Here is a 25,973-nt window from a genome sequence, read left to right as displayed (position 1 = left end):
CGTCGATTTCATTCGGCTTTCCTGACTTGTCTGTTCTGGTTTGTTTATAAGGTATTTTGTCGTTTTTGGCACTCAATCTGTCCGAGATTTGGTCGCCGATGGTGTTTTCTCCTCATCGGAACCCTTGTGGAGGGCGGTATAAACAGCTTCCGCCTTGGCCTTGCCGACACCTTTGACGCTTTCCAAATCCTCGAGGCTGGCCTTGCGTATGCCCTTTACCGAGCCGAAAGCACGCAGCAGCTTCTTCTGGTAGCTTTGGCCGATACCAGGAATGTCGTCAAGGGCCGAACGAAGGGCGCCTTTGCGGCGGGACTTTCGGTGGTAGGTAATGGCAAAGCGATGCGATTCGTCACGGACGCGCTGCAAAAGGTACATGCCTTCGGACTGGCGTTTGAGGATGAGCGGGTAGTCCTCCCCCGGTATCCAGACCTCTTCGAGCCGCTTTGCCAAGCCGCAGACCGCTACATCATCAACACCACAGTCTTTCAACGCTTTAGCTGCGATTTCCACCTGCGGTTTGCCGCCGTCGACCACGATCAAGTTCGGTTTGTAAGCGAAATGGCGCGGGTGGGTGTCTTGTTGCACGACGGTATCTGCGCTGGTCAGACCTGCGACTCCGGAGTTTGTTTCACGTTCTATCGAATCCTGATGAACATTATTGTCGTTATGACCATTTTCTTGGGATTCACCTGATTGATTCGATAGCATCGTCAGAGATGATGGCATCCCATCGTTTTCGTTAGAAACGGACACGTCAATTTTGGTTTCTGCAGCATTTCTGGATTGTATTGTTGTGCTCTGTGCCATTGCCTGAGCCTCTTCAATACGCTTCTCGTTATCAATGCTTTCACCGGTGTCACCGGCGATATTGCCGTGACGGAACCTGCGGGTGAGCGTCTCATACATGGCGCTCAAATCGTCTAGCGCGCCCTTGCCGTCCTTGCCACGAATGGCAAACCTACGGTATTCGGATTTCTTCGCTATCGCGTCCTCGAAAACCACCATGGAGGCGACCTGATAGATGCCGCCGATGGTGTTGGAAATATCGTAGCCTTCGATGCGAAGCGGAGATTCTGCGAGACCCAACGCCTTGGCCACGTCGTTCATGGCCTGCGTTCGTGCGCCGATGTCGCTGATACGGCTCATTTTGCTACGCTGCAACGCCTGTTTCGCATTGCTGTTGGCACGGTCCATGAGCGTCTTTTTCTCGCCACGGTTGGGCACACGAATGGTGACGGCCGCACCGCGTAGGCCGCTAAGCCACTCTTCCAACTCATCACGACGTGCGGGCTCGATCGGCACCAGCACCTCACGGGGTACAGGGGCGATAGGGGCCAGCAAATCGCTACGGCCGGTCTGCATCTGGCGTTCGCGTCGAATATGGGTCGCTTGGGCGCGAGAAAGGCTGTCGGTTGCGGTGATGCTTTGGGTCGCCCCCAGCGCATCTCGGCGTTCAACGATATGGATGGCATTACTGGCCGATTCAGGAACGGGAGTTGAAACTGAATCATCGATGGCTGTCCGATCATTTGAATCCGGCACATTTCCAGTAACGGAAGAATCGGCCTGACCGACGTGAGATCCCGAATCCGAATTAGACCACTTTCCCTCATCATCCGAATGGTTCAATGTGTTTTCGGTGGCGGATTCGTTATCGGTTGTATCAACATTCTTCGATCCGTCGCCATTCTGTTCCAACAATTCCTCGCCATTGCTCGGCAGGTTCAGCGGAGTGCTGGCCTGGCTGTCCGTCTCCCCCATCAGGTCGGAATAAACCTGCGTAATGAGGTCGGATATCAAATCAGCATCGTCGATATCCTCCACACGTTTGACACTCCAGTTACGTTCGCCGCGGATGGAACCGGAACGGACAAAGAACGCATGGACCGAGGCTTCAAGCTCGTCGGATTCCATGCCGAACACATCAGCATCAACATTCTGATCGAAGACAACCGCATTTTGCTCGGAAACGGTTTTCAGCATGGAAATCTGATCGCGCAGGCGGGCGGCCTTCTCGAATTCCATGTCATCGCTGGCCTGTTTCATTTCCTTAGTGAGGCCGGCAATAAAGGAAGTACCATAACGACCAGTAAGTACGCCGACCAGCCGTTCGCACATACGCCGGTGGTCTTCCGCACTGATACGACCGACGCATGGTGCCGAACACTTGCCTATGGAGGCAAGCAGACAAGGCCGGTCGGTCATGTGCGCGCGATTGAATACGGCCTTGGTGCAGGTGCGCACCGGAAAGGCCTTGAGCAATTTATCAAGGCTCTGCCGCAGATCCCACGCCTTCGCGTAGGGGCCGAAATATCGGGTGTCGCGACGCTTACGGTTACGAGTCACCCATACTCTCGGGTACTCTTCACCGAGGGAAACCGCCAGATACGGATAAGTCTTATCGTCGCGGAAAACGACGTTGAACCGGGGATCGAATTCCTTGATCCATGTGTATTCGAGGGTAAGTGCTTCGAGCTCAGTGCCGACAACGGTCCATTCGAGACTGCGAGCGGTCAGCACCATGTTCTGTGTACGTGGGTGCAGTTCGCTCAGGGGTTGAAAATAGAAAGTGAGGCGGTTACGTAGGTTCTTGGCTTTGCCGACATAGATGACCCTGCCGTCACCGTCACGCCATTTGTAGACGCCTGGATCGGTGGGGATGTCGCCGGTGGCAGGACGGAACAGGTCTCGGGTGTCCCCAAGCTTGCGCGTCGTCTTGCGCCAGCCGATGCTTCCACCGTCTTTCTGACCCTCAGTCGTTACCGCCATTGCCTACCTTTCAGAACTATCATTCGATAGTATTTATCACTATCGCTCGCACCGCTCTCGTCAAATGCCCGTCATGCCGGAAACTCTGAAATGGACACACCTTGATAAAGCCGATAGCACATCGACATATCTGACCTTACCCGCTGAGCTTCGCTACAACGAATTCACTTGAGCATAGGACCGAGATACTTGCCCGTCCAGCTCTTTTCGCATTTGGCGACATGTTCCGGCGTGCCTTGGGTGACGATGGTACCACCGCCGTCGCCGCCTTCGGGGCCGAGGTCGATGATCCAGTCCGCTGACTTGACCACGTCAAGGTTGTGCTCGATGACGATGACCGTATTGCCCTTGTCGACCAGTCCTTGCAGCACCTGCAGCAGTTTGCGGACATCCTCGAAGTGCAGACCGGTGGTCGGCTCGTCCAGGATATAGACCGTACGGCCGGTGGAACGACGCTGCAACTCGGTGGCGAGTTTCACACGCTGGGATTCGCCGCCGGAAAGCGTGGTGGCTGGCTGGCCAAGACGGATATAGCCGAGGCCGACATCGACCAAGGTGTCGAGATAACGGGAGATGCCCGTATATGCCTTGAAGAAGTCAGCGGCTTCGGAAATCGGCATGTTAAGCACATCGGCGACCGACTTGCCGTTGTATTTCACTTCTAGCGTCTCGCGGTTGTAGCGTTTGCCGTGGCATTCCTCGCATTCCACGTAGACATCAGGCAGGAAGTTCATCTCGATCTTGATGGTACCGTCGCCGTGGCATGCCTCGCAACGACCGCCCTTCACATTGAACGAGAAACGACCGGGACCGTAGCCGCGCACCTGTGCCTCAGGCGTCTTGGCGAAAAGCTGACGAATCTTGTCCCACACACCCGTATAGGTGGCGGGGTTGCTTCGCGGAGTGCGTCCGATCGGGTTCTGGTCGACGTGAATGACCTTGTCGCACTGCTCGATGCCTTCGACGCGCGTGTGCTTGCCAGGAACGATGCGCGCGCCGTTGAGTTTATCGGCCAACGACGGATAAAGAATCGAATTGATAAGTGTCGACTTGCCAGAACCGGAAACACCGGTGATGCAGGTCATGACGCCCAGAGGAATCGAAACATTGATGTTCTTAAGGTTGTTTTCTCGCGCCCCGACAACCTTGAGCTGCCGGTTCTTATCGGTTTTGCGACGCTTCTTCGGCACTTCGATTGTTTTACGACCGGCGATGTAGTCGCCGGTGATGGAACGCGGTGCGTCGACGACATGTGCAGCCGGACCTGAATAGACGACCTCGCCACCCTTTTCGCCGGCACCGGGGCCGATGTCGACCAGCCAGTCGGCCTTTTCAATGGTTTCCTGATCGTGTTCGACCACAATCAGCGTGTTGCCGAGGTCACGCAGATGATGCAAGGTCTTGATAAGCCGTTCGTTGTCGCGCTGGTGCAGGCCGATAGAAGGCTCGTCAAGCACGTACATGACGCCGACCAGGCCGCTGCCAATCTGGGTCGCCAGACGAATGCGCTGCGCCTCGCCACCGGAAAGCGTCTTGGCGGCACGGGACAGCGTCAAATAATTCAGCCCGACATCGTTCATGAAGCCGAGACGCGAACGGATTTCCTTCAACACTTCCCCGGCAATGAGTGCCGCCGAACCCTCAAGTTTCAACGAACGTACCCATTTGAGGCTGCGTTCGACCGGCATATCGCAGACATCGGCGATGGATTTGCCATCGACTGTGACCGCCAAAACCTCAGGTCGTAAACGCTTGCCCTGGCAGGTCTGGCAGGGAACCTCACGCATATACGACTCGTAATACAGCTTCATCTGATCGGAATCGGTTTCATCATGGCGACGCATGAGCGTGCGCACCACGCCTTCGAAACCGGTGCTGTATTCGCGCAAACGTCCCCAACGGTTGCGGTACGAGACCTTGACCTTGAAATCATGGCCGTACATGATGGCATGCTGAATCTTTTGAGGCAGGTCTTTCCAAGGAGTATCGAGGCTGAAGCCCATCTCCTCCCCTAGGCCTTCGAGAACGTGCCGATAATATTCGCCGGTCCCCTTGGTCATACCCCAAGGCTCGATGGCGTTCTCGTTCAAGGATTTGCTCGGGTCGGGAATGACCAGCTCAGGGTCGATCTCCAGCTTGTAGCCGATGCCGTCGCAATCGGGGCAGGCACCATACGGGGCGTTGAAGGAGAACGTACGGGGTTCGATCTCGTCGAGTTCGAGTTGATGGCCGTTCGGGCAGGAGCGTTTCTCGCTGAATGGTTCGCGACGGTTCGGATCCTTCTCGTCCAAATCAACGTAATCTATGACCACGATACCTTTAGCCAGTTTCAACGCTGTCTCGATGGAATCGGTGAGGCGCTGGCGAATGCCGTCCTTGATGACCAAGCGGTCGACCACGACCTCGATGGTGTGCTTCTTCTGCTTGGTCAGCTTGATGTCGTCGGAAAGCTGGCACATCTTGCCATCAATGAGCGCTCGCGAATATCCGTCGCCACGCAACAGCTCAAGCAGATCCTCAAACTCGCCTTTTCGCCCGCGAACGACCGGCGCCAGAATCTGGAAACGAGTCTTTTCCGGCTTCTTCATCAGAATGTCGACCATCTGCTGCGGTGTCTGGGCACTGACGACTTCGCCGCAAATCGGGCAATGCGGGATACCGGTACGGGAGAACAGCAGACGCAGATAATCGTAGATCTCGGTGATGGTGCCGACCGTGGAACGCGGATTGCGGTTGGTGGTCTTCTGGTCGATGGAAACGGCCGGACTCAAGCCCTCGATGAAATCGACGTCAGGCTTGTCCATCTGCCCCAAGAACTGGCGGGCGTAGGCACTCAACGATTCGACGTAACGGCGCTGCCCTTCGGCGAACAACGTATCGAACGCCAACGAGGACTTGCCGGAACCGGAAAGCCCGGTGAATACCACCATGCGATTACGCGGAATGGCAAGGTCGACGTTCTTGAGATTATGCTCGCGAGCGCCTTGAATCGTGATCTTCAGATCGCTGGGAATATGCGAGATGTCCGCCACCAGCGAATTGCCTGTCTTGCGCAGCGGTGCTTTCGCAATCTCCTGGGACAGGAATGAATCGCTGTCCATCAACTTCTGCGCCACGACACTTGCCGACGAATCGTCGGCTTTCCTTGATTTATGCGCCGTCGATGCTGTTGCCAATGCTTACCTCCGCTTGATACCAAATGCTCCACTGTAGGATAACCCATCATAGTGGACGGTTCGAACAATTGTTCGACTCGCAATCATATTGGCCGAATCTGTATCTATCCTCAAATATCAATCAATAAAGTAGCCGCATAATTCTCCAACTTTGTTATTGGCGGAAATCAAAGTCCTGCACGAACTGAAATTACGCCATATACCCTATTGCTTCTCTAAAAGCAGACGTGTCGCTATGATGGCATGTTGGTATATTTTGCCGCAATTTCGTAAAGCAAACAGGATGGGTAATAAGGTATGGCAATCGAGGCGCAAGGGCTGGAAATTCAGATCGGGGCACGGACGCTGCTCAATCCCACTGATTTTCACGTGAGCAAAGGCGACAAGATCGGCCTCGTGGGGCGCAACGGCGCCGGCAAGACCACCCTCACTCGAGTCATTACCGGCGACCTGCTTCCCACGGCCGGCAAGGTGCGTGTCTCCGGCAAGCTCGGCTACCTGCCGCAGGACACCCACGCCGACGATCCCGAGCAAAGTGCGCTCGATCGCATGATGAGTGCCCGCGACATCGCCAGCATCATCAAACGTATGCGCAAGGCTGAGAAGGAAATGACCAACGAAAATCCGAAGGTCATGGAAAAGGCGATGGACAAGTATGACAAGGCCATGCAGGCCTTCGACAAGGCAGGCGGCTACGCGGCTCAGTCCGAAGCGATTTCGATGGCAGCAAGCCTCGGCCTCCCCAACGACGTAATGCAGCAACAGATCGGAACGCTTTCCGGCGGACAGAAACGACGCATAGAACTGGCACGAATCCTTTTCTCCGACGCCGATACCTTGATTCTCGACGAACCGACCAACCATTTGGACGCGGATTCCATCGAATGGCTGCGTGGCTATCTCAAGCGCTTCGAGGGCGGTTTCCTCGTCATCTCCCACTCCACGGAACTGCTGGACGAAGTGGTGAACAAGGTCTGGCATCTGGACGCGCAGACCGCCCAGATCGACATGTATTCGCTGGGTTGGAAGGCCTATTTGAAGCAGCGCGTGGTGGACGAGGAACGTCGCCGGCGCGAACGCGAGGTGGCCGAGAAGAAGGCCGCACGACTGATGAAGCAGGGCATCCGCCTGCACGCCAAGGCGACCAAGGCCGTCGCCGCGCAGAACATGATGCGTCGCGCGGAACGACTGTTGAGCGAAACCAGCGAGGCCGAACGACAGGAGAAGGTGGCCGACATCCGCTTCCCCGAGCCCGCGCCTTGCGGCAAGACGCCGATCATGGCCAAGGAAATCTCCAAGGCCTTCGGCTCCAATATCGTCTTCACCGGCATCAATCTGGCCATCGACAAGGGCTCGCGCGTGGTTATTTTGGGCTACAACGGCGCCGGCAAGACGACAACGCTGCGCATTCTGGCCGGAGAAGACAAGCCCGATACCGGCGAGGTCGTTTATGGCCACGGCTGCAAAATCGGCTATTTCGCACAGGAACATGACACATTGGAGATGGATGCGACCGTGCTTGAGAACCTGCAGCACGTCGCCCCCGACCTTGACGACACCCACGCCCGTTCGATTTTGGGCAGCTTCCTGTTCTCCGGCGACGACGCGTTCAAGCCGGCCAAGGTGCTTTCCGGCGGCGAACAGACCAGGCTTGCACTGGCGACATTGGTCACCTCGCGTGCGAACGTGTTGCTGCTCGACGAGCCAACCAACAACCTCGACCCGGTCTCACGCGACGAGATCCTCAAGGCCATCGCCAAGTACGAGGGCGCCATCATTCTGGTTACCCACGACGAAGGCGCGGTCAAGGCGCTCAGCCCCGAACGAGTGCTGCTGATGCCGGACGGCGACGAGGATTTGTGGAGCGACGATTATCTGGATCTGGTGGCCGAAGAGTAGCCGTACGCCAAGCTTGATTCCTGATCGCCTTGATTCCGCGATGAATCGGCCGCCGACGAATACCAGTCGACTTATTCATTGCGGAATTGTTGCATTTCAGGATAATCGGGACGGCGATGAACGCAATCAGCCCAGTTATGTAGCCATTATTCCAATGCGATATAAATAAGCCGCCGACCAAAAGTTAGTGACTTAATTACAGCGGGTTACAGTCATCACGACTCCATGTGGCCGCGCTAAGGTAACATCGAGTTAGACATTGAGGGTTACAGGAGGTCGACATGGACGAAGTGACGATGACGGAACTGATGCGTAAATCGTTGCTGCAGCGACGGGCCTACAGCGTCGAAACCGTAAGGGGCATGGAACGTCCGCTCCTCGATCAGGGTGTTCCGCTGATGCGCATGGCCGCATCGGCGGCTGCAAGGATTACCGCCGAGCTGCTTGACGAACACGATGTCGATATAGCCGAAGCTAAAGTCGTGTTGCTTGCGGGTGCCGGAGACAACGGCGGGGATGGTCTCTTTGCCGCAGCGCAATTGGCTCGGACCGGAGCTCAGGTCACAGCCATCGCCGTCGGTAAATCACTGCACTTGCAAGGTCTGCTTGCCTTCACCCGCAGCGGCGGTAGGCTGCTGATTGTCAATCCGGATGCTGACATTCCTGGCGTATCCTCTGGCTTCAGTGCAGGCGAAGCGGGAGAACGGCTACAAGCTGCCATCGAACTGACGCAACAGGCCGATGTGATTCTCGACGCGATGACCGGCATCGGCGTGAAAGGCGCCTTGCGAGGACCTGCCGCGACGATGGCGAATATCCTCCACCCGACCAACGATGATGGGACAGAGCCTGACAAGCCACAGTTTGTTGCCAATGCCGAACAGGAACAAAAGCCGCTTGTGGTCGCCATCGATACGCCTTCCGGTGTCGGAGTGGACGACGGGACCCTGCCGGGCAGCTACATTCCGGCCGATGTCACGGTGATGTTCGGGGCGATGAAACCCTGCGCTATGCTGCCTCCTGCAAGTTTTGCCTGCGGCCGGACTGTTTTGGTCGATTTCGGTTTCGATATCACTCGCGCTTATCCCGTCGTTTTCTCTATCGATGACACTGCCGGCAGCATGATACGACTGCCAAAACCAACCGATTCCAAGTATTCAAGAGGCGTTGTCGGGCTGATTACCGGATCGGCAAAATATCCGGGTGCTGCCGTACTGAGCTCCGGTGCTGCTGTCCGTTCCAATATCGGCATGGTACGTTACTTGGGACCTGTGAACGCATCCGATATGGTGTTGCGGAAGAATCCCGAAATCGTGATTGGCAAAGGCCGCGTTGAGGCTTGGGCCGTCGGCTCCGGCGTTCCTACGGCTGAAGCTACGAACAATGCCGAGAATGAAAATACAGGCAGGCACAGCGTGAACGGCCCTGACGGCCAACGAGAAGCCATTGCCGCACTGCTCAAACATTATGCATTGCCGGATGAGAATGTTTCCAAGACCACGGATGAGACTGAAATTCCAGTTCATGATCTGAATAAAGGAGAAACGTCATACAAGTCTAAACGAGCCGGAATCGTCTGGAGTAATGCCGATCCAAATATCGATTACGACAGTGAACCTTGGACCATGCCGCCGATCTGCGTTGATGCCGGCGCTCTCGACCTGTTGCCAAAACGTGTACCGGCGCATGTTATCATCACTCCGCACGCCGCCGAACTTGCGGCATTGCTGCGCCTTCGAGGTGAAGATGTGGATACCGCGTCCGTTATTGGGGAACCTTGGCGCTGGGCCAAACGGGCTCATGAACTGACCGGCGCGACCGTGCTGCTCAAGGGCGCGGTGACCATCGTTGTCGGCGATGCCAACCTGACTGGTCTGCCTGCCGGAATTGAAGCGGGCCCGGAAAACGCGGATGGCACGAGCAAGATGACCACAACCTACATCTCCGGCAGCGGGCCAGCATGGCTGGCGACCGCAGGAGCCGGCGACGTGCTTGCGGGCGTCATGGCCGGAATGCTGGCACAACAAGGCGAAGAGCAATTGCAACACGATCCGAACATGGATATCATGACCGCCGCCAGCGCCAGCTACATCCACGGTTACGCTGCCAGTTTGGCCTCGGAAAGTGACCAGCATGGTTGGGAACCGCCTGAGATTTTCGATGCGGACGGCACCATTGCGCCAGAAGGTAGGCCGGGCCATCCGATTGTGGCAACCGATATCATCGCGGCATTGCCAAATGCTATTAGTAAACTGATGAGAAATATCCAATGATTAAAAGCATGGATAACCATTAGCAAAAAGGAAACCATCGAAAAGGGTTTGCGGGCATGAACAAAATCTTTGCAAATATGAAAATGAAGGCATCGCCAAAACCGTTCAGAGTAATTGCCGATGCTCCAGGCGGCTCAAAAGGCCAGGCAAATGTTCCGCAAAGTCCCATATCCGATGTTATTTTCGATTACGGTGACGTGCTCCTTCGTCTTGATTATCGTCCCTGTCTTGAAGGTCATTTCCCCGAATCCCTGGTGAGCGAACTTTGCAACGCACGTAATACGAATGGCGCTGATGACTCACTAGGTTTCTTCGAAGCCGAATCCCGTATGGATTGCGGCGAACCTTCCGTCTCGGTCATCAAAGAGTACAAAAAGAACTATGGCAGTAATCTTGCGCAAGCGTTCCGTTACTATATCGACCATTATGAGGATTCGATATCAGGAATCATCGATGGTATGGAAGCGCTGCTTGTCGATCTGAACAACGCCGGATACGGTGTATGGGGGTTGACGAATTGGTCTCAAGAGACATTCCATGTGGTCTTTGAAAAGTTTCCGCAACTCGAACCTCTGCTGCAAGGCACCGTTGTTTCCGGCATCGAGAAAATGCACAAGCCGAATGCCGATATTTTCAATCTTGCCCTGAACCGTTTTAATCTCAATGCGGCCCAGACCGTGTTCTTCGACGACACGCAGGCCAATGTAGATGGCGCAAAAGCCATTGGCATCAATGGGATTCGATTCAATAATGCAACGCAAGCCCGAGACGAGTTACAAAGGCTGGGCGTAAAAATCTGAGCTTAATCTGAACTTAGCCGCGACCGTTACAGCCATCTTCGCATCAAGTCTTCATGTGGATTGCCATGTCAAAAATCGTTATAAGTTAACTTGCCCGATACACACTTTGTTATAAACTTTGGATATGACACTGCTGCAGCTGAAATATATCGTCAAGATCGTGGAGTGCGGCTCGATGAACGAGGCCTCTCACGAGCTGTATGTCTCCCAGCCCGCGCTGAGCTCGTCGGTCAAGGAACTCGAACACGAGATGGGCATCGAAATTTTCACCCGCTCGTCGCAAGGCATTGCGCTGACGGTAGATGGCGCGGAATTCCTCACTTACGCACGTCAGGTGCTCGACCAGGCCGAACTCATGGAGGAACGCTACAAGCACGCCAAGCCGCGCAAGCAGCTGTGCAGCGTCTCCACCCAGCACTACATGTTCGCCGTCGAAGCGTTCGTGGAAATGATCAACTCCATCGAATCTGATGAATACGAATTCACCATCCGCGAGACACGTACGCGCGACATCATCGACCAGGTCGCGAATATGCTTTCCGAAATCGGTATTCTTTATCTTTCCGATTTCAACAAAGACGTCATCGGCAAACTGCTACGCGGCAAGCACCTTGAGTTTCATCCGCTCTTCCGCGCACCACTGCACGTCTTCATCTCACGGAACAACCCTCTGGCTACCAAAAAAATAGTGACGATGGACGATCTCAAGCCTTACCCGTTCATCCAGTACGAGCAGGGCGAGGAAGGCAGCTTCTACTTCGCGGAGGAGGCCGTCTGGCCCAAGGACTCCCCCAAACTCATCACGGTAACCGACCGTGCCACGATTTTGAACTTTATCATCGGGCTCAATGGCTATACGGTGTGCACCGGCATCGACAACGGCGATCTCAACAACGAGAAGATCGTCACCGTTCCGCTCGATACCGATGAGACGATGTTGCTCGGTTGGATCACCAACGAGCGCGCCAACCTCTCCAACGCCGCCGAAAGCTATCTCGCCAAACTCAAGTCCGTCATTGCCAGCCACGGCTACAAGCTGATCGAATAAGCTGATTGACTTGTTCGCCGCTTCAGACAGGAAACTCAGTTAAAGCGAAAATCGTCGTTGATGACGATGCCGAATTCGTTCTTCAGGAAATTGCGACCTGATTCCCGATCGATGTCGTGGCCCGACTGAAAAGATTTTAGAACCACAAGCAATTGAGCGGTTCTGCTGAGTTTGCGGAACTGCGGTTGAGCATCCCAGCCGTCAGCCGCAACCGCCATCGTGGGTTCATACACATAGCCATACCCCGCAGCATTCGCGTATCCGTTGAAGCACAGCCCCCATGCATGGTGCTTGTCGAGCAACTGGCAATATTCATCGGCAGCCTGACGCGAGGCATCGTCGACCTTGACGTTACGCGCAATCGTATCAATTTCATCCATGGTCTTGGTGTCCTGCGTGATATTAAGGTTGTCGTACGCCAAACTTTCCTTACGCGTCATGGCTATTCCCATGGTGAGGCCCCCTCTCAAGCATTTTGGGTTCCAAACCGGAAACCCATACGTTTCAGTACTTTAGAGCAAGGGGTTGGCAATAAAGCCATTGAGGATACCAATAATTCCGAGTAGCTGCTTCGCCGAAAGTTACTTACGGTTTATCTTTCCTCCTACATCACCGTATTTCTTTCCGGCGTAGACGCTGTAGATTGCGAATGTCACCACTATCGCCAAACCGACAACAAGGACAGCATACATGTCGACAAAACGGGACGAATACAGGAAAAGACCTGCGGAAATCAGGACAATGCCGCCGATGATGAACGCAAACCCGCCGAAACGCTGGCAACGACGCCAAGACTCGCGGCTTTTGAAAGCTCCAGGCAGGCGCATACCGGACCATCCATTCGGTTTTACGCTCGGCATGATGTTGCCGAAAATGATGAACGCCAGACCTGTGACCACGTTCATAATCGGCTCCAACGGTATGCCGGAGTCAACCCCTCCTTTGCTGAAGGCATCAGCGATAATCCAAATGTTCATGATATTGGACATTAGGCATACACAGCACCCACCCATGATCCACGCACGCACCGTTGTTTTCGAACTCATATCCGAATTCGCCTGTTTGCGCACGGAACGTTCAAGAGGAATCTCGCACACTAGCCAGATCGCGCAAAAAATCAACGCAATCAAAGAGATAAAGAGTCCCTCGTATTTACTTCCCCAACGGTCGAGCTGGTTCTTACTGTCGTAATGCATTGGTATGTTGTCCGGCATATACGGCAAAGCCAAAAGATAGACAATGAGCGGCAACAGGCCAAGGAGCACCATTGCGATGTTCCAGTTTTTCGCACTTATAATCACCGCTTTCCAGCTGGTAGGTTGCCCCATATCCGTGGATTTATCCTCACTCGATTTTTGAGCTTTGGTTTTCTTATTCCTTTGCTTTCTCATCTCTCACCGTTTCAGTTGCCACTTCTTGTGAAGCATGAATGACGTTTCCCTTTTCCGCTGGCTTTGCCTTGTATCGGGAAGCCTTGGAAACGGCATTGTTGCGCTGCAGCTCCTTCATCCAGACGATGGTGTCGTCGAGAACGGTCAAGTTCGGCTCGTACCAGATTGTCGTGCCGTCGCGGCTATCCGTCACCAGCTCAGCTTCACGCAACTTACGCAGATGATACGAAAGCCTCGATGCCGAAAGTCCGGTAGCTTCCGCAAGCTCGCCAGCGTTCATCACTCGTTGCCTCAGCAACTGAAGAATCTCGCGCCTCGCCGGATCAGCGAGCGCCGACAACGTGGTCTGCACTCCCATATCCCCTCTTTTCTTCAATTCCACAACTCAAATATTTCAAATTCTGTTGAAACATAGAAATAGATTACATCACGAATATTTTTATTTCAACTTATTTTGAAATATATTTCATCAGGATTGACAGTCTTCGACTAACAATGTACAGTTTCTTTTACATAGTAAAGTTTACTTTACTATAGAAACAAGCAAATCAGTCAAAGGATGACAAGGGAGGCATGATGAATATCAAGAATCGCACTTCATTCGACGCAACGAATAAGAAATCTACAGAAAATGCTGACAACAACGTAGAGATGGCAAAACCAAATCATCCGCAGACCAGCAAATTCGGAAACCGCACCGTTTTCGGAGGTGACAAAGCAGCACTTTGGGGAACCTCCATCGCCATCGGGTGCGTCCTTGGACTAATCATAGGCATAGCCATGTTCCTATTCAACACCAACCTTGGAAAAGACAGATTAGTGGCAGGCATCATCAGCGGAGTCGGAATTGCAATCCTTGCCAGCATGTTTGCTTTGGATACTCTGGCCGACAAACGTACTGTGAAGGACGCCGGCCCCGAAGTCTCCAGCGGAGAGAACATCGAACATTCATGGTTTGAAAGCGCAAAAAGCTGGGGTTTCGATGCGATGATCATCAGCAATTTTGTGGTCCTTTTCCTTCTCAAGTTCGCAGCCAACCCCATTGACGTGAAGATAGCCTATCTCGCTGTAGCGGTAAGTCTGATCATCGGATTCCTCACAGCCGCAGGCCGATATGCCTACTTAGGCTTCAAAAATGCTTAATGAAAAATATTTCTAAAAAACAATTGATACAGCGAAAGAGGATTTTATGAACAACCAAAATCAAAAGCCGGCGGACGCACTGCATAAAGAATCAACGGAAATTCACGGCACAATGTCGAATCCTGCTCGGACTTCACCGAAAACTAGTGTTTTCGGCACCAGAACCGTTTTCGGCGGAGGGAAAGTCGTACTTTGGAGCATATCGTTCTTTGTTGGTATCACCATCGGTCTCTTGACGGGAGCCGTGGCTTTTCTAATGAGAAAACCAACACAGTTCAACGATTGGACTTTTGTCATATTGATGGCCATATTGGTAGGTGGCTGCAGCGTTTGCTTCTGTTGGATAGCACTCGTAGACAGAACAACCATTACCGATGCAATCCCTCATCCCGAAGAGAACGTGGAAGACACCTGGCGTACAAAAGCTATGGCCGCAGCCCTTATCGGAATACTGTTTGCCAACGTAATATTGGTCATGCTGGTAGCGTTCTACGATAAACCTATTCCTGCAACCACGGCTGCAGGAGCGCTGTTGATACTTGAAATCGTCGGAATCGTTACAGGCACTTGTTCTTATTTCATATTCCGCAAAAAGGACGCGGAATGAAGAACGATCTTCCACAACTTCGCGAACAACTCCATCTTTCACAGGAAGCATTGGCAGAGGCCGTCGGTGTAAGCCGTCAGACCATCATCTCAATCGAAAAAGGCCGCTTCGACCCTTCCTTGCCCCTAGCGTTTCGCTTGGCTCAGCTCTTCGACTGTACCATCGAGGATATTTTTGATCCAGGTTCAGAAGAATAACGGGTGTTTCATCTATCAGAAACTCACTTAGCTTTTCTTCGGCGCGTAAATCACGTTGTCGATGAGGTCCTTGTAGTAGTCAGTGATGACCTGGCGCTTGGCCTTGAGGCTTGGGGTGAGCATGCCGTTGGCCTCGGTGAATTCGTCGGAGACGATTTCGAACTTGCGAATGGACTCGGCTCGAGAAACCAGTTCGTTGGCCTTGTTGACGGCACGTTCGACTTCGGCGCGGACAATCGGGTTCTTACAGGCCTCTTTCAAGTCCTTGACCGGTTCGGCGCCTTCGGACTTGAGCCATGCATTGGTCTCCTGCAAATCCAGAGAGATGATAGCGGCGATGAACGGCTTTCGATCGCCGACCATGACGCACTGGCTGACCACAGGCGAAGTCATAACGGAGGTCTCCACTTCGGCAGGCGAGACGTTCTTGCCGCCGGCGGTGATGATGATGTCCTTTTTGCGGCCGGTCAACGTCACGAAACCGTCGGAATCGATGGAGCCAAGATCGCCGGTATGCAGCCAGCCATTGACAATCTGTTCCTTGGTAATCTCAGGATGATTGTGATAGCCGACGCACACCGCGCGGCTTTTGATGCACAGCTCCCCCGTATCGCTCACACCGACGGACACACCTTGCAGCGGAATGCCCACAGTTCCGATCTTGTAGCCTTTGGTGGGATTGACCATGGCAGGCGCGCAGGTTTCGGTCATACCGTACCCCTCAAGTAGAGGCAGACCAACACCATTGAAGAAGTGCGCAATGGTCGCGTTGAGCGGGGCGCCGCCGGAAACGGCGTATTCGACCTTGCCGCCGAAAATCTGCATGATGGTGGAATAGACCAGCTTGTTGTAGACGGCGTGACGAATCTGCAGTGCTCGCGGAATCGGCTTGCCGGATTGCTGGGCCTTCGACCAAGCGATGGCCGTGTCGGTCGCATGCGAGAAAATGCGTCCGGCAACACCCGAACCGGCCTTCTGCGAGGCGGCGTTGTAGATCTTCTCGAAGATACGCGGGACGGCAAGAATAAACGTCGGCTTGAATGTACGGAAATCTGCCAGAATGGTCTTGAGATTGCTTGACAGACCAAGCGTGACCGTTCCCGCAAAGCAAACAAGCTGCATGAAACGGGCGAACACGTGCGCCAAAGGCAGGAACAGCAGCAGTCTGCGACCGGGTTTGTTCAGGATGTCGCCCATGGATTGCACGCCGGAGATAGTGATGAACACGAAATTCGAATGAGTCAGCTCGATGCCCTTCGGTGTTCCCGTAGACCCAGACGTGTAGACGATAGTGGCCAGATCGCTGCCTTTGACCGCCTTCTCACGCTGCCAGAATTCATCGTCGGTGATACCTTGCCCGAACTTCTCGATTGTTTCAATGGCACCGGCGGCAATGACGTAGACATCTTTGAGGTCGGCACATGAATCGCTTACGGCATCAATCTTGTCGCGTTGCGCATCGTCTTCAGCGAAGGCCATTTTGACATTGGAATCGTTGAAAATCATCTGCACTTGGGCGGGCGAATTAGTCTCGTAGACAGGAACCGTGAGCGCACCGATCGACATGATAGCCACGTCCAGCGCCGTCCACTGCCAGGATGTGTGCGCGATGATTGCCACAGAATCTCCAGGTTTGATGCCACGGGCAATCAAGCCTTTGGCAAGTCCGATGACCTTGTCGCGGAACTGTGTCGCCGTAAACGATTGCCACTTGCCGTCGCCGCCGACATATTCAACCAGCGACTCATTCGGCGTACGCTTGGCACGATCGTCAAGCAATGTGAAAATGTTCCGGTCGCTTTCGATCGGCTTTACCAGCGGCTGTGTGTATTCCTGTTGCATACGGCTCCCTTGTTGACGTAATGCTGGTTAAACCTTACTCCACGCATAAGAAATAGACATCAAATATAAAAACTGCCTAATACATCAAACTTTTATGTCAGGCACCATACTTGGCCAAATATTTATCGGCTCGCTCCTTGAGATCATCATCGAGCAGCGGCTTGCCATCTACGGTGACCATGCGTGAGGCGGAGGCGAAAATCTCACGGACGTTGGCGATGGAGAGGACGGGGAAGCCGAATTCCTGCTCTACCGACTTGACGGCAGAGATGTCGGAATCCTTGGTCTTTTCCATGCGATCGACCGAAAGGACAAGGCCCACGATATCGACGTTTGCGGCGGACTTGAGTTTCGGAACAACCTCACGCACGGCGGTGCCGGCGGTCATCACGTCATCGACCAATAGAACCTTCATGCCATCCTTAAGCGGCGTGCCGACGAGGATGCCACCGTCACCGTGGTCTTTCTTTTCCTTGCGATCGAAGGTATACCCGATCTCCATGCGGTGCATGCTGGTCAGCGCGATGGCCGTGGAAACCGCCAGCGGAATGCCCTTATACGCCGGTCCGAAAATCGTGGCGATATCCTTGGGAAGTGTGCCGTCTGCAATGGATGACGTGATTTTTTCGGCGTAAAACGCACCCAACGTGGCGATTTTACGGCCGTCATTGAATGCACCCGCATTGATGAAGTAAGGCGACTGTCGGCCAGACTTCAGCGTGAAGTCACCGAATTTCAGCGCACCGGATTCGAGCAGGAATTCGGTGAATCGCTCGTCAATCGGTGTCATGACGGGCTTTGCAGGCTTTCGCGAATTTTTTGTTGGTTTCTTGGTTTTATTTTCGGTCATATTCATTTAACCTTTCACGTCAATAAACATCATAAAATATTTACTGTCTGAATGGGCTCACCAAGTCTGCCCTTTGGCAAGTTTCGCGGCAAGCTCGGGGCGGGAATCAAGCAAATCATCCAGCTCACGTGCAACGCGCATAGGAGCGGTCGGGTCGAACAGCGCGGCGGCTCCGACCTCGACGGCGTTCGCACCGGCGTAGAGATATTCCAACGCCTTCTCCCCCGAATCAATACCACCGATGCCGATAATCGGGATGTCGGGGATGGCCTGGCGCACGCGCCAGACGAAGCTCAGGGCTATGGGGAAGATAGCGGGGCCGGAGACGCCGCCGGTACGGTTGGCGATGATCGGCTTGCCGGTGTTGATGTCAATGCGCATGCCGACCAGCGTGTTGATGAGGCTCAGCGCGTCCGCTCCGGCATCCACTGCTGCGTGTGCGATTTGCACGATGTCGGTGACGTTTGGGGAAAGCTTGACAATCATCGGCTTGTCGGTCAGCGTCCGCAAGTGCTTGATCAGCCGGCTGAGTACCACGGGGTCGGTGCCGACGCTCATGCCACCGTGGCTGACGTTCGGGCAGCTGACGTTGATTTCCAACATGTCAGCTTCGGAATCGGCAAGTTTCTCGACAACCTGGGTATAGTCCTCGTCGCTGTGGCCGGCGACGTTGGTGATGACCATCGCACCGAGCTTCTTGAGTCGTGGCAATTCGTCTATCAAATAGTGGTCGACGCCGGGATTCTGCAAGCCGACGGCGTTGACCATGCCGGACGGGGATTCGGCGGTTCTAGGCGAAGGATTGCCTTCCCAAGGTACCGGAGAGACGCCTTTGGTACAGATGGCGCCCATCTGACTGACGTCATAGTAGTCTCCGCAGGCGTCGAGCTGGAACGTGCCCGAGGCTGTGCCGACCAGATTCTTCCATTCCGTCCCTGCGACGATGGTCTTGTGACGCCATTCGTGGGGTTCGAAGACATTCATTTGTTCGGCCTGTTCCGTCTGTTCACTCATTGCAGCAGTTCTTTCGTTGCTAGTATTCGCATTGCTAGTAATCGTCATCGTGCTCACGCCTCCCAGCCAAGTTCTTCAGTGGTGAAAACAGGGCCATCCTTGCAGACCTTCAGCCTTCCGCTCGGCGTATCGACCACGCAAGCCACACACGCTCCATAGCCGCAGCCCATGCGGGCTTCGAGGCTGAATTGGGCGGGAATGTTGCGCTTGCTGGCCCATGCTGCGACTGCTTTCATCATCGGCGTCGGTCCGCAGGAAAGGATTATCGGCTGCTTACCAGCATTGTTGAGCTCGTCTTCGATGTCGTTGAGCAAATCGACGACGTTGCCTTCGGCATTGACAATGCTATGAGTTCTATCCGCAAAAGGCGCAACCAAATCGTCGGCAAAACACTCGTCTCGATAACCGAAAACGGAAGTAACCTCGCTGCCATCGTTGCGTTGGTTGAGTATTTGTGCGGCATACAGTAGCGGCGGCACACCAAGGCCTCCACCAACAAGTACATAATTAGCGGGCTTGGAGACATCGAACGGCTTGCCCAACGGCCCGAGGACATCGACAACATCTCCAGCTTGAAGCTGTGAAAACTCTTGCGTTCCAGCCCCGACGATCTGGTAGATCAACGTTACGTCATCGCCCTCGATCTTGGCGACCCCAAACGGGCGAGGCAGCACCATTCTGGCATCAGAAGGATAGAGGTTCACGAACTGTGCCGGTTCTGCGGTTCTGGCCACATACGGATCGCGGATGACCAGCTCGTATATGCCATCTGAAAGCACCGAAGCGGCAATCACCTCATCGGTGCGCCTGCCGGGCTTCCGTCCGGCCTTGATCGCCTGCTGTTCGACAGTTCTGGTGGTGACAGTAGGCATAAAAGCGGTTGCGCTCATGTCTCTCCTTCTGCGATTTTCTTGGTAAATAAATTATGAAATTACATGTGGCATTTGGCTGATCATCGAGACATTTGCATTGCATACCTCACCAGCCCAAAGAGACATTGAGGTTTACAGGCAATCGTTGGATTCCCTGAGTCACCGAGTACGACATTCTTCATTGGACAATCCTTCCTCAAGTCATCTATCACGGCAGTCATCGGTTCGGCAATCATATTCAAGCCCGTTTACTCAAGGCTTTTCTCAAGTCGTCTCGCATGGCGATAGCTGCGGCTCGGGCACTGCGACCGACCAAGTCGAGAGCCTCTTCTTTAGTCATGTCTTCGCTGTACTCCCCTGACTTCTTCCACGAGCCGATGATGCCACGCGATGAGTTGACGATGGCGCCACGTCCGTTCTTATCGAACATCTGTGCGGCGTCGGCGGCGGTGCCACCCTGTGCGCCGTAACCGGGGACAAGGAAGAAGGTGTGAGGCATACGCTCTCGAAGCTCTCTGCCCTGCTCAGGATGAGTAGCCCCTACAACAGCACCAAGTCGTGAATATCCATACTTGCCGATGGAGTCCGCACCCCAGCCTTCCACGAGGTCGGCCACATGCTCATATAATTTGTCGCCGTCAGCAAGTTCGAGTTCCTGAATCTCCTTGCTGGAAGGATTTGAGGTGCGAACCAGCGCGAACACGTCCTTGTCGGTTTGCTTGGCGGCGTCGGTGAACGGGGTGATACCGTCGGTGCCGAAGTACGGATTGACTGTGACGGCATCCTCATACCATGGGCGACCATTGTAGTCGTCTTCGCGTGTGTTGATGCGGGTCAGATGCTTGGCATAGGCAGCAGCCGTAGAACCGATATCGCCTCGCTTGATGTCTCCAAGCACATACAGCCCCTGCTCCTGTGCATATTCACATGTCAAGCGGTAGATATCAAAACCGATGGAACCGTATGCCTCGTACATGGCGATCTGCGGTTTGACGGCCGGCACGATATCCTTCACCGCGTCGATAATCGCACGATTGAATTCATAAAAACCCATAACAATCTGGGCACCCGAATCACCTTCCAAAACGTCCTTGGCGACCTTCATTTTGGCATCCATACCGTCGGCGTTGTTTATTGAAGCCAGAACTCGCTGGTCGTCGGGATTGCTGCTTCTCCCCAATCCCTCAGTGAACGATTCGAGATCCTTTTCGTTGAATTCAATCTCCATGGTGCACGCCTGCACAGGCACCAACGCCTGCGTCGGATCCAGCCCGACGATGCTGGGATTGTCTTTGGCTTCGATAGCCTCAATCAGTCGATCCATTGTTCTACCTCGTTTTCTGCATTCCCGATACTGTTCTGTTATTGATTATTACAGTTGTTTTAACTGTTATGTTCCCTTATATATCAGCTTGAATTCCGTTTAAACCGTCATCGAACTGTCGCGCACGTCCCCCAGACTATGCGGCAACCGGCTGAATACCAGCTTTGAACCGATGATTGTCGCCATCGGCCTGCCAGTAAGCTTCCAGCCGTCGAACGGGGTGTTGCGTCCCTTGGAATGGAATTTAGCCGAGTCAACAGTCCACTGGTTGTGGGTATCAATCAAGGTCAGATCGACGTTTTCGGGATGTTCGACGTTGCTCAAATCCAGCATCCGTTTCGTCGCGCACTTCGACGAAGTATTGAGCAGCATTGCCACATCGGTCGGCGTGTGGCCCATCAAGCGTTCGGGAGCCAAGGCCATGAGCTCGATCAGCCGTTCGTCGCTGATGGCTCCACCTTCAACCAAAACCTTTCGGCAGACGCCGTATGCACATTCCAATCCGATGATGCCGTTGGGAGCATCGGCCAGACCAGCCGCTTTTTCAGCGGCCGTATGCGGTGCATGATCGGTGGCAATCATATCGACGGTTCCATCAGCAATCGCGGCGACCGTCGCGCGTCTGTCCGCTTCACTACGAAGCGGCGGATTCATCTTTGCCATTGCGCCGTATTTGAGAATGTCTTCATCATACAGCGCTAAGTAGTGCGGCGCGGTCTCGCAAGTAATCGGCAATCCTTCGGCCTTGGCCTTCCGGACAGCATCGAATGCTCCGGCCGTCGAGACGTGTTGGAAATGGATGTGAGCACCCGTGCGTCGTGCCGCTTCGATGTCACGATTGACGATAGCCAACTCGGTCTCAGCGGGAATTCCTGCTATGCCAAGCTTTCTGCTGACTTCTCCATCATTGATGGCGCCGTAATCATGGTGCTCGCAATGTTCCAGCACCGGAAGTCCCGTAACTTTGGAATCGACAAGCACCGCGTCAAGAATCTCGTTAGTAATCGCTGAACCATCATCAGTAATCGCACGCAACGGATGTTCCGCAACAAGACCATCCGGGCTCCGGCTCGTCTTCGCATCTGTATTATCACTTCGCGATGTTGTTATGGATGAATCCATGAATCTCACATAATCGGCCGGTCGGGTCGGCACTTTCCCTGCACGTCCCAGCGAGGCACAGACGGAAAGATCGTAGCGAATCGGCAACTTCACATCGTGCAACTGCTCGTATCGTTGCAGATAATCAAGCGTGTTGTGGACGCCGACTTCTTTGAGTTCCTTGCCGCCGTCCACAGCGTCCTGGACATTGATGTCACGTCCATCGGCCGCCGGCAATGTGTTCGGCATGATGAGTACGCGCGTATAGCCGCCCGCGGCAGCGGCTTGTGAACCGCTGACCATGGTTTCCTTGTCCAACTGACCAGGATCACGGAAATGCACATGTGGGTCGGTAAGACCCGGTGCCACCGTGAGCGAGGAGCCGTCGATGTCACCGGAAACGATGGCACCCGGCTCGGCAAGCAAGCGTTGCTTGTCGATTTCCGGCACGACAAGATCGATACGCTCGCCGGTGTCCCACACAGCGATGTCATGAATGGTCAGCATGTGCATTCCGTTCTTTCGATTTACCTGTTGTTCATTAGATTCAAGCCTAATTTATGTCAGCAACCAAGCTTTGTTTAGCATGTAGCAAATCCCAATCAATGGAACTTTGACACAGGCAGCATTCCTACCGTTCCGCTTCCTCATCGCAGTAATCGCAACGATATTCACGGCGTTTGGCGTTGGCCAGATGGAACCGCTGTTCCAAACCGGTCTCAGCAGTAGTCACGCAACGCGGGTTCTTGCAGGTAATCACGCCGACCAGATGCTCCGGCAGCTCGGGCTTGGCCTTTTCAACAATCTTGCCGCCGCGCACGATATTGACCGTGGCCCGTGGCGCGATGAAGCCGAGCGCATCGAGATTCAGATCTTCGACGTCCTCAAGCTTGATGATGTCCTTGGCACCCAGCGCGTGGCTGGTGGCGTTCATGATGAGCGCCAGCTTCGTGGCGGTCGGGTCGACTTTCAGATAGTGCAGCACGGTGAGCGCCGTACCCGCGTCCACATGGTCGATGATGATGCCGTTGGTGATGCTTGTGACTTCCATCAGGCCAGCACCTCCTTGTTCTCTTCGTAACCGGGCAATTTATCGCCGAGCACCGAGCTTTCCAGCGCCATGCGCATGAGCATGCCGCGGCGCACCTGCTCGAAGTAGGCGGCGCGCGGGTCGTCGTCGACTTCCTTGGCGATCTCGTTGACGCGTGGAAGCGGGTGCAGCACGGCCATCGTGGGCTTGGCAAGTTTCATCTTGCCTGCGTCCAAAATGTAAGTATCACGCAAACGCAGATAATCGTCCTCGTTGAAGAAGCGTTCCTGCTGGACGCGGGTCATATAAAGGACATCGAGATCGCCGATGACGGCCGACAGGTCCTTGGCTTCTACATATGAGCAGGTCGGGCTTTGGTCGATGCAGTCGAGCACATATTGCGGGGTCTTGAGCTCGTCGGGGCTGATGAGTACAAAACGCACGTTGCCGAACCGGCACAACGTGGTAATCAACGAGTGGACGGTGCGGCCGAACGTCAAATCGCCGCAAAGCCCCACGGTCAGATTGGTGACTCGTCCGAACCTCGCCTGAATGGTGGAAAGGTCGGCCAAAGTCTGCGTGGGATGCATGTGGCCGCCGTCACCGGCATTGATGACCGGTACGTCTGAGGAGTGGGCGGCTACCAGCGCAGCGCCTTCCTTGGGATGACGCATAGCGATGATATCGGCATATTGGGAAACGACCTTGACGGTGTCGTGAATGGTCTCGCCTTTGGTGGCTGAAGACAACTGAGCTCCGGCGAAACCGATGACCTTGCCACCGAGTCGCAACATTGCGGTCTCGAAGCTCAGGCGCGTGCGCGTGCTGGGCTCATAAAACAAAGTGGCCAACACCCGGCCATTACAGGTGTTCGCCACTTCTTTACGGTGAGAATCAATATATTGCGCTTTGTCGAGCAATGACTGAATCTCGGAAATCGGTATGCTGTCCAACGTCACCACGCTGGAACCGACCAATGATGATCGCCCGCCCCCATCAGCGGAATTCTTCGTAGGTTTTTGTGTTATCGACATCGGCTCACCTTTCTTCAACCAAGGTGGCCACTTCGTGTGACCATTGACAAGATACCCGCACACGACGACACGAGCAGGACGTATTCTCGTGTCTGTGCATGTTCGACAGATGTGACCAAGCCGTAGTCGGGGAAAGGAACTTCTGTCATTTCTTACGTAATGCATTATGAATGGATGTGTCAACACCAACATCACACTTGTAATCTAAGGTCCGGTTGGCATTGACGGCAGATAATAGGTAATAGTATAATTCCGACACAGGTAGCTGAGTCAACGTTTTGTCATTTAGGCATAGGAAAGAGGTTTGTTTCCTTGGCGACGATTTTAAAAGTTAAGACAATCAAGCTAAAGGAAACTTTACAAACGACACAGGTTATGCATTGGTTGCAACAACAAACCGGTCCGGTTTTTGCTTGGGAGGACCCCGCACGCACGCAACGCCTATTCGCGAGCGGGGTGGCTTTACAACCACCGGTGAGCAAGCTAACTTTTGCGGCTGCACGGCAGTGGTTCCAGAATCTGTCCCAACAATTAATTTTGACACCATCAAGTAGTTGGCACGATGTTAAAGCAGTGGGGAGTTTCCTATTTGACGAAGCCGATGGTCGTACGCAGAATTGGGGTCCGTTAAGTGGCGGCTTACTGTTTGTGCCACACATTTTGGTGCATTACCAAAAGCAGCAATGGCGTTTGACTTTGATTGACGCCGATTCCAGCGCAATTGATCAACTGGGCCAAGAACTGAAAAACCAGCCAGCTTTGCCGGCACAGCAAGGTTGCATTGATGCCTATCATGAAATCAATCCGCAAGCTTGGACGCATAGTGTCCAACAAGCGCTGGATTGTATCCATCAACACCAATTGGCAAAAGTCGTTCTGGCGAGGACTGCCCAGGCGCACGTCCAACAAAGCGTGCCCGAAAGCCTGTGGTTGCAATTGCGTCAACAACACCCTCACATTTACCATATTCTATTACGCGATCATGATACTAGTTTCATTAGCGCAACACCGGAAAGACTGGTAAGAATGCAGCCGCAACGGCTTTTAACGGGTGCACTGGCTGGGACAACGCAGCGGACTGGGAATTTGTCAACTGATCAGGCTTTAGCACAGCAATTATTGCATGACGACAAAAATCTGGCAGAACACAAATTGGTGGTGGATTGGCTTGATCAAAGGTTACGTGCCTTAGGTTTAAGGGTCAGTCATGAAGCGCAGCCGCGAATTTTAGCTACAGCTAATTTGCAGCATCTATATACACCGATTGTGGCGCGCGGCTTGTATGACCCGCTGAAAGTGTTGGCCGCCTTACACCCCACACCGGCTTTGGCAGGTACGCCGCAACGATTGGCCCAAAAAATCATTCGGCAATTAGAGCCCCAAAGTCGCGGCTTATATGGGGCACCTGTGGGTTATTTGAGTTTAGACCAAGAAGGTGAGTGGGCGGTTGGTATTCGCAGTGGTTTGTTAACCGATCAGGAATTAACGTTATGGGGCGGTGCCGGAATCGTAAAGGCATCACAACCAGCGTCCGAATTACAGGAAACGACACACAAACTGCAGTCTTTACTGTCGATTTTTCAAATAAAAGATTGAAGAAATC

At 53.9% G+C, this 25,973-nt stretch carries 21 protein-coding genes; 8 read left to right on the top strand and 13 right to left on the bottom strand.

Annotated elements, in window-relative coordinates; translation table 11 throughout:
* Positions 1-72 precede the first annotated feature (72 nt).
* Positions 73-2,769, bottom strand: coding sequence for an excinuclease ABC subunit UvrC (gene uvrC / locus OZX67_RS04910; protein WP_277144752.1), 2,697 nt, complete (start codon positions 2,767-2,769; stop codon positions 73-75).
* Positions 2,770-2,933: 164 nt separating this feature from the next.
* On the bottom strand, positions 2,934-5,870 hold the full coding sequence (gene uvrA / locus OZX67_RS04905) for an excinuclease ABC subunit UvrA (protein WP_277144932.1): 2,937 nt from the start codon (positions 5,868-5,870) through the stop codon (positions 2,934-2,936).
* Between the two features lie 372 nt (positions 5,871-6,242).
* Here uvrA and OZX67_RS04900 point away from each other — a divergent pair, with 372 nt between their 5' ends.
* The 4 genes from OZX67_RS04900 to OZX67_RS04885 all read left to right on the top strand — a co-directional run bounded on the left by OZX67_RS04900 (position 6,243) and on the right by OZX67_RS04885 (position 11,965).
* The gene (locus tag OZX67_RS04900) at positions 6,243-7,844 is read left to right on the top strand and encodes an ABC-F family ATP-binding cassette domain-containing protein (RefSeq protein ID WP_277144750.1); all 1,602 of its coding nucleotides are present in this window, start codon (positions 6,243-6,245) and stop codon (positions 7,842-7,844) included.
* A 281-nt stretch (positions 7,845-8,125) separates the two neighbouring features.
* Positions 8,126-10,117 (top strand): bifunctional ADP-dependent NAD(P)H-hydrate dehydratase/NAD(P)H-hydrate epimerase, encoded by a 1,992-nt coding sequence (locus tag OZX67_RS04895; RefSeq protein WP_277144748.1) that lies wholly within the window; start codon positions 8,126-8,128, stop codon positions 10,115-10,117.
* A 56-nt stretch (positions 10,118-10,173) separates the two neighbouring features.
* A complete protein-coding gene (locus tag OZX67_RS04890) occupies positions 10,174-10,917 on the top strand; it encodes an HAD family phosphatase (RefSeq protein ID WP_277144746.1) in 744 nt (247 codons plus the stop codon).
* 124 nt (positions 10,918-11,041) lie between these two features.
* Complete coding sequence (locus OZX67_RS04885) at positions 11,042-11,965, top strand: LysR family transcriptional regulator (RefSeq protein WP_277144745.1); 924 nt, start codon at positions 11,042-11,044, stop codon at positions 11,963-11,965.
* 35 nt (positions 11,966-12,000) lie between these two features.
* Here OZX67_RS04885 and OZX67_RS04880 read toward each other — a convergent pair whose 3' ends face one another.
* From OZX67_RS04880 to OZX67_RS04870, 3 genes are all read right to left on the bottom strand, one after another.
* Positions 12,001-12,405 (bottom strand): hypothetical protein, encoded by a 405-nt coding sequence (locus OZX67_RS04880; RefSeq protein ID WP_277144743.1) that lies wholly within the window; start codon positions 12,403-12,405, stop codon positions 12,001-12,003.
* A gap of 141 nt (positions 12,406-12,546) precedes the next feature.
* Positions 12,547-13,356, bottom strand: a complete 810-nt coding sequence (locus OZX67_RS04875; RefSeq protein ID WP_277144741.1) for an SdpI family protein — start codon at positions 13,354-13,356, stop codon at positions 12,547-12,549.
* Positions 13,337-13,714, bottom strand: coding sequence for a metalloregulator ArsR/SmtB family transcription factor (locus OZX67_RS04870; protein WP_277144739.1), 378 nt, complete (start codon positions 13,712-13,714; stop codon positions 13,337-13,339). The genes OZX67_RS04875 and OZX67_RS04870 overlap by 20 nt, the downstream gene beginning before the upstream one ends.
* 215 nt (positions 13,715-13,929) lie before the next feature.
* Between OZX67_RS04870 and OZX67_RS04865 the strand changes: the two genes are divergently transcribed.
* From OZX67_RS04865 to OZX67_RS04855, 3 genes are read left to right on the top strand one after another with little or no spacing between them, the layout of a single operon-like run.
* Positions 13,930-14,499 (top strand): hypothetical protein, encoded by a 570-nt coding sequence (locus OZX67_RS04865; RefSeq protein WP_277144737.1) that lies wholly within the window; start codon positions 13,930-13,932, stop codon positions 14,497-14,499.
* 46 nt (positions 14,500-14,545) lie between these two features.
* Positions 14,546-15,106 carry a hypothetical protein gene (locus tag OZX67_RS04860; protein ID WP_277144735.1) on the top strand — a complete coding sequence of 187 codons (561 nt, stop codon included), beginning with the start codon at positions 14,546-14,548 and terminating at the stop codon, positions 15,104-15,106.
* Positions 15,103-15,303: a helix-turn-helix transcriptional regulator gene (locus OZX67_RS04855; protein ID WP_277144733.1), complete on the top strand. Its 201-nt coding sequence runs from the start codon at positions 15,103-15,105 to the stop codon at positions 15,301-15,303. The genes OZX67_RS04860 and OZX67_RS04855 overlap by 4 nt, the downstream gene beginning before the upstream one ends.
* A 27-nt stretch (positions 15,304-15,330) precedes the next feature.
* Here the strand turns inward: OZX67_RS04855 and OZX67_RS04850 are convergent, their stop codons facing one another.
* The 8 genes from OZX67_RS04850 to pyrB all read right to left on the bottom strand — a co-directional run bounded on the left by OZX67_RS04850 (position 15,331) and on the right by pyrB (position 24,313).
* Positions 15,331-17,145, bottom strand: coding sequence for an AMP-dependent synthetase/ligase (locus tag OZX67_RS04850; protein ID WP_277144731.1), 1,815 nt, complete (start codon positions 17,143-17,145; stop codon positions 15,331-15,333).
* Positions 17,146-17,242: 97 nt separating this feature from the next.
* On the bottom strand, positions 17,243-17,935 hold the full coding sequence (gene pyrE, locus OZX67_RS04845) for an orotate phosphoribosyltransferase (RefSeq protein ID WP_277144930.1): 693 nt from the start codon (positions 17,933-17,935) through the stop codon (positions 17,243-17,245).
* A gap of 117 nt (positions 17,936-18,052) precedes the next feature.
* The gene (locus OZX67_RS04840; protein WP_277144728.1) at positions 18,053-19,009 is read right to left on the bottom strand and encodes a dihydroorotate dehydrogenase; all 957 of its coding nucleotides are present in this window, start codon (positions 19,007-19,009) and stop codon (positions 18,053-18,055) included.
* Positions 19,010-19,062: 53 nt separating this feature from the next.
* Positions 19,063-19,881, bottom strand: coding sequence for a dihydroorotate dehydrogenase electron transfer subunit (locus tag OZX67_RS04835; RefSeq protein WP_277144929.1), 819 nt, complete (start codon positions 19,879-19,881; stop codon positions 19,063-19,065).
* A 238-nt stretch (positions 19,882-20,119) separates the two neighbouring features.
* Positions 20,120-21,205, bottom strand: coding sequence for an orotidine-5'-phosphate decarboxylase (pyrF, locus tag OZX67_RS04830; RefSeq protein WP_277144726.1), 1,086 nt, complete (start codon positions 21,203-21,205; stop codon positions 20,120-20,122).
* A 99-nt stretch (positions 21,206-21,304) separates the two neighbouring features.
* Positions 21,305-22,813 carry a dihydroorotase gene (locus tag OZX67_RS04825; protein ID WP_277144724.1) on the bottom strand — a complete coding sequence of 503 codons (1,509 nt, stop codon included), beginning with the start codon at positions 22,811-22,813 and terminating at the stop codon, positions 21,305-21,307.
* 124 nt (positions 22,814-22,937) lie between these two features.
* Complete coding sequence (locus OZX67_RS04820; RefSeq protein WP_277144722.1) at positions 22,938-23,357, bottom strand: aspartate carbamoyltransferase regulatory subunit; 420 nt, start codon at positions 23,355-23,357, stop codon at positions 22,938-22,940.
* The gene (gene pyrB, locus OZX67_RS04815) at positions 23,357-24,313 is read right to left on the bottom strand and encodes an aspartate carbamoyltransferase (protein ID WP_277144927.1); all 957 of its coding nucleotides are present in this window, start codon (positions 24,311-24,313) and stop codon (positions 23,357-23,359) included. Before pyrB ends, OZX67_RS04820 begins: the two co-directional genes overlap by 1 nt.
* A 369-nt stretch (positions 24,314-24,682) precedes the next feature.
* On the opposite strand from pyrB, the gene OZX67_RS04810 reads away from it, so the two are divergent.
* Positions 24,683-25,966 carry an isochorismate synthase gene (locus OZX67_RS04810; protein WP_277144720.1) on the top strand — a complete coding sequence of 428 codons (1,284 nt, stop codon included), beginning with the start codon at positions 24,683-24,685 and terminating at the stop codon, positions 25,964-25,966.
* The last annotated feature ends 7 nt before the right edge of the window (positions 25,967-25,973 follow it).

Origin of the sequence: Bifidobacterium sp. ESL0728 (assembly GCF_029392015.1) — a bacterium.
In the GTDB taxonomy this organism is placed as follows: Bacteria; Actinomycetota; Actinomycetes; order Actinomycetales; family Bifidobacteriaceae; genus Bifidobacterium.
The sequence above is the reverse complement of the archived record's forward strand: the minus strand, read 5'-3'. Positions and strand labels throughout refer to the sequence as shown.

Coding starts and splice junctions, on each gene's coding strand:
- OZX67_RS04880 (WP_277144743.1), bottom strand. CDS start 12,405: ATGACGCGTAAGGAAAGTTTGGCGTACGACAACCTTAATATCACGCAG.
- uvrA (WP_277144932.1), bottom strand. CDS start 5,870: ATGGACAGCGATTCATTCCTGTCCCAGGAGATTGCGAAAGCACCGCTG.
- OZX67_RS04860 (WP_277144735.1), top strand. CDS start 14,546: ATGAACAACCAAAATCAAAAGCCGGCGGACGCACTGCATAAAGAATCA.
- pyrE (WP_277144930.1), bottom strand. CDS start 17,935: ATGACACCGATTGACGAGCGATTCACCGAATTCCTGCTCGAATCCGGT.
- OZX67_RS04895 (WP_277144748.1), top strand. CDS start 8,126: ATGGACGAAGTGACGATGACGGAACTGATGCGTAAATCGTTGCTGCAG.
- uvrC (WP_277144752.1), bottom strand. CDS start 2,769: ATGGCGGTAACGACTGAGGGTCAGAAAGACGGTGGAAGCATCGGCTGG.
- pyrF (WP_277144726.1), bottom strand. CDS start 21,205: ATGGATCGACTGATTGAGGCTATCGAAGCCAAAGACAATCCCAGCATC.
- OZX67_RS04840 (WP_277144728.1), bottom strand. CDS start 19,009: ATGAGTGAACAGACGGAACAGGCCGAACAAATGAATGTCTTCGAACCC.
- OZX67_RS04835 (WP_277144929.1), bottom strand. CDS start 19,881: ATGCCTACTGTCACCACCAGAACTGTCGAACAGCAGGCGATCAAGGCC.
- OZX67_RS04885 (WP_277144745.1), top strand. CDS start 11,042: ATGACACTGCTGCAGCTGAAATATATCGTCAAGATCGTGGAGTGCGGC.
- OZX67_RS04900 (WP_277144750.1), top strand. CDS start 6,243: ATGGCAATCGAGGCGCAAGGGCTGGAAATTCAGATCGGGGCACGGACG.
- OZX67_RS04855 (WP_277144733.1), top strand. CDS start 15,103: ATGAAGAACGATCTTCCACAACTTCGCGAACAACTCCATCTTTCACAG.
- OZX67_RS04865 (WP_277144737.1), top strand. CDS start 13,930: ATGATGAATATCAAGAATCGCACTTCATTCGACGCAACGAATAAGAAA.
- OZX67_RS04820 (WP_277144722.1), bottom strand. CDS start 23,357: ATGGAAGTCACAAGCATCACCAACGGCATCATCATCGACCATGTGGAC.
- OZX67_RS04870 (WP_277144739.1), bottom strand. CDS start 13,714: ATGGGAGTGCAGACCACGTTGTCGGCGCTCGCTGATCCGGCGAGGCGC.
- OZX67_RS04850 (WP_277144731.1), bottom strand. CDS start 17,145: ATGCAACAGGAATACACACAGCCGCTGGTAAAGCCGATCGAAAGCGAC.
- OZX67_RS04890 (WP_277144746.1), top strand. CDS start 10,174: ATGAACAAAATCTTTGCAAATATGAAAATGAAGGCATCGCCAAAACCG.
- OZX67_RS04825 (WP_277144724.1), bottom strand. CDS start 22,813: ATGCTGACCATTCATGACATCGCTGTGTGGGACACCGGCGAGCGTATC.
- OZX67_RS04875 (WP_277144741.1), bottom strand. CDS start 13,356: ATGAGAAAGCAAAGGAATAAGAAAACCAAAGCTCAAAAATCGAGTGAG.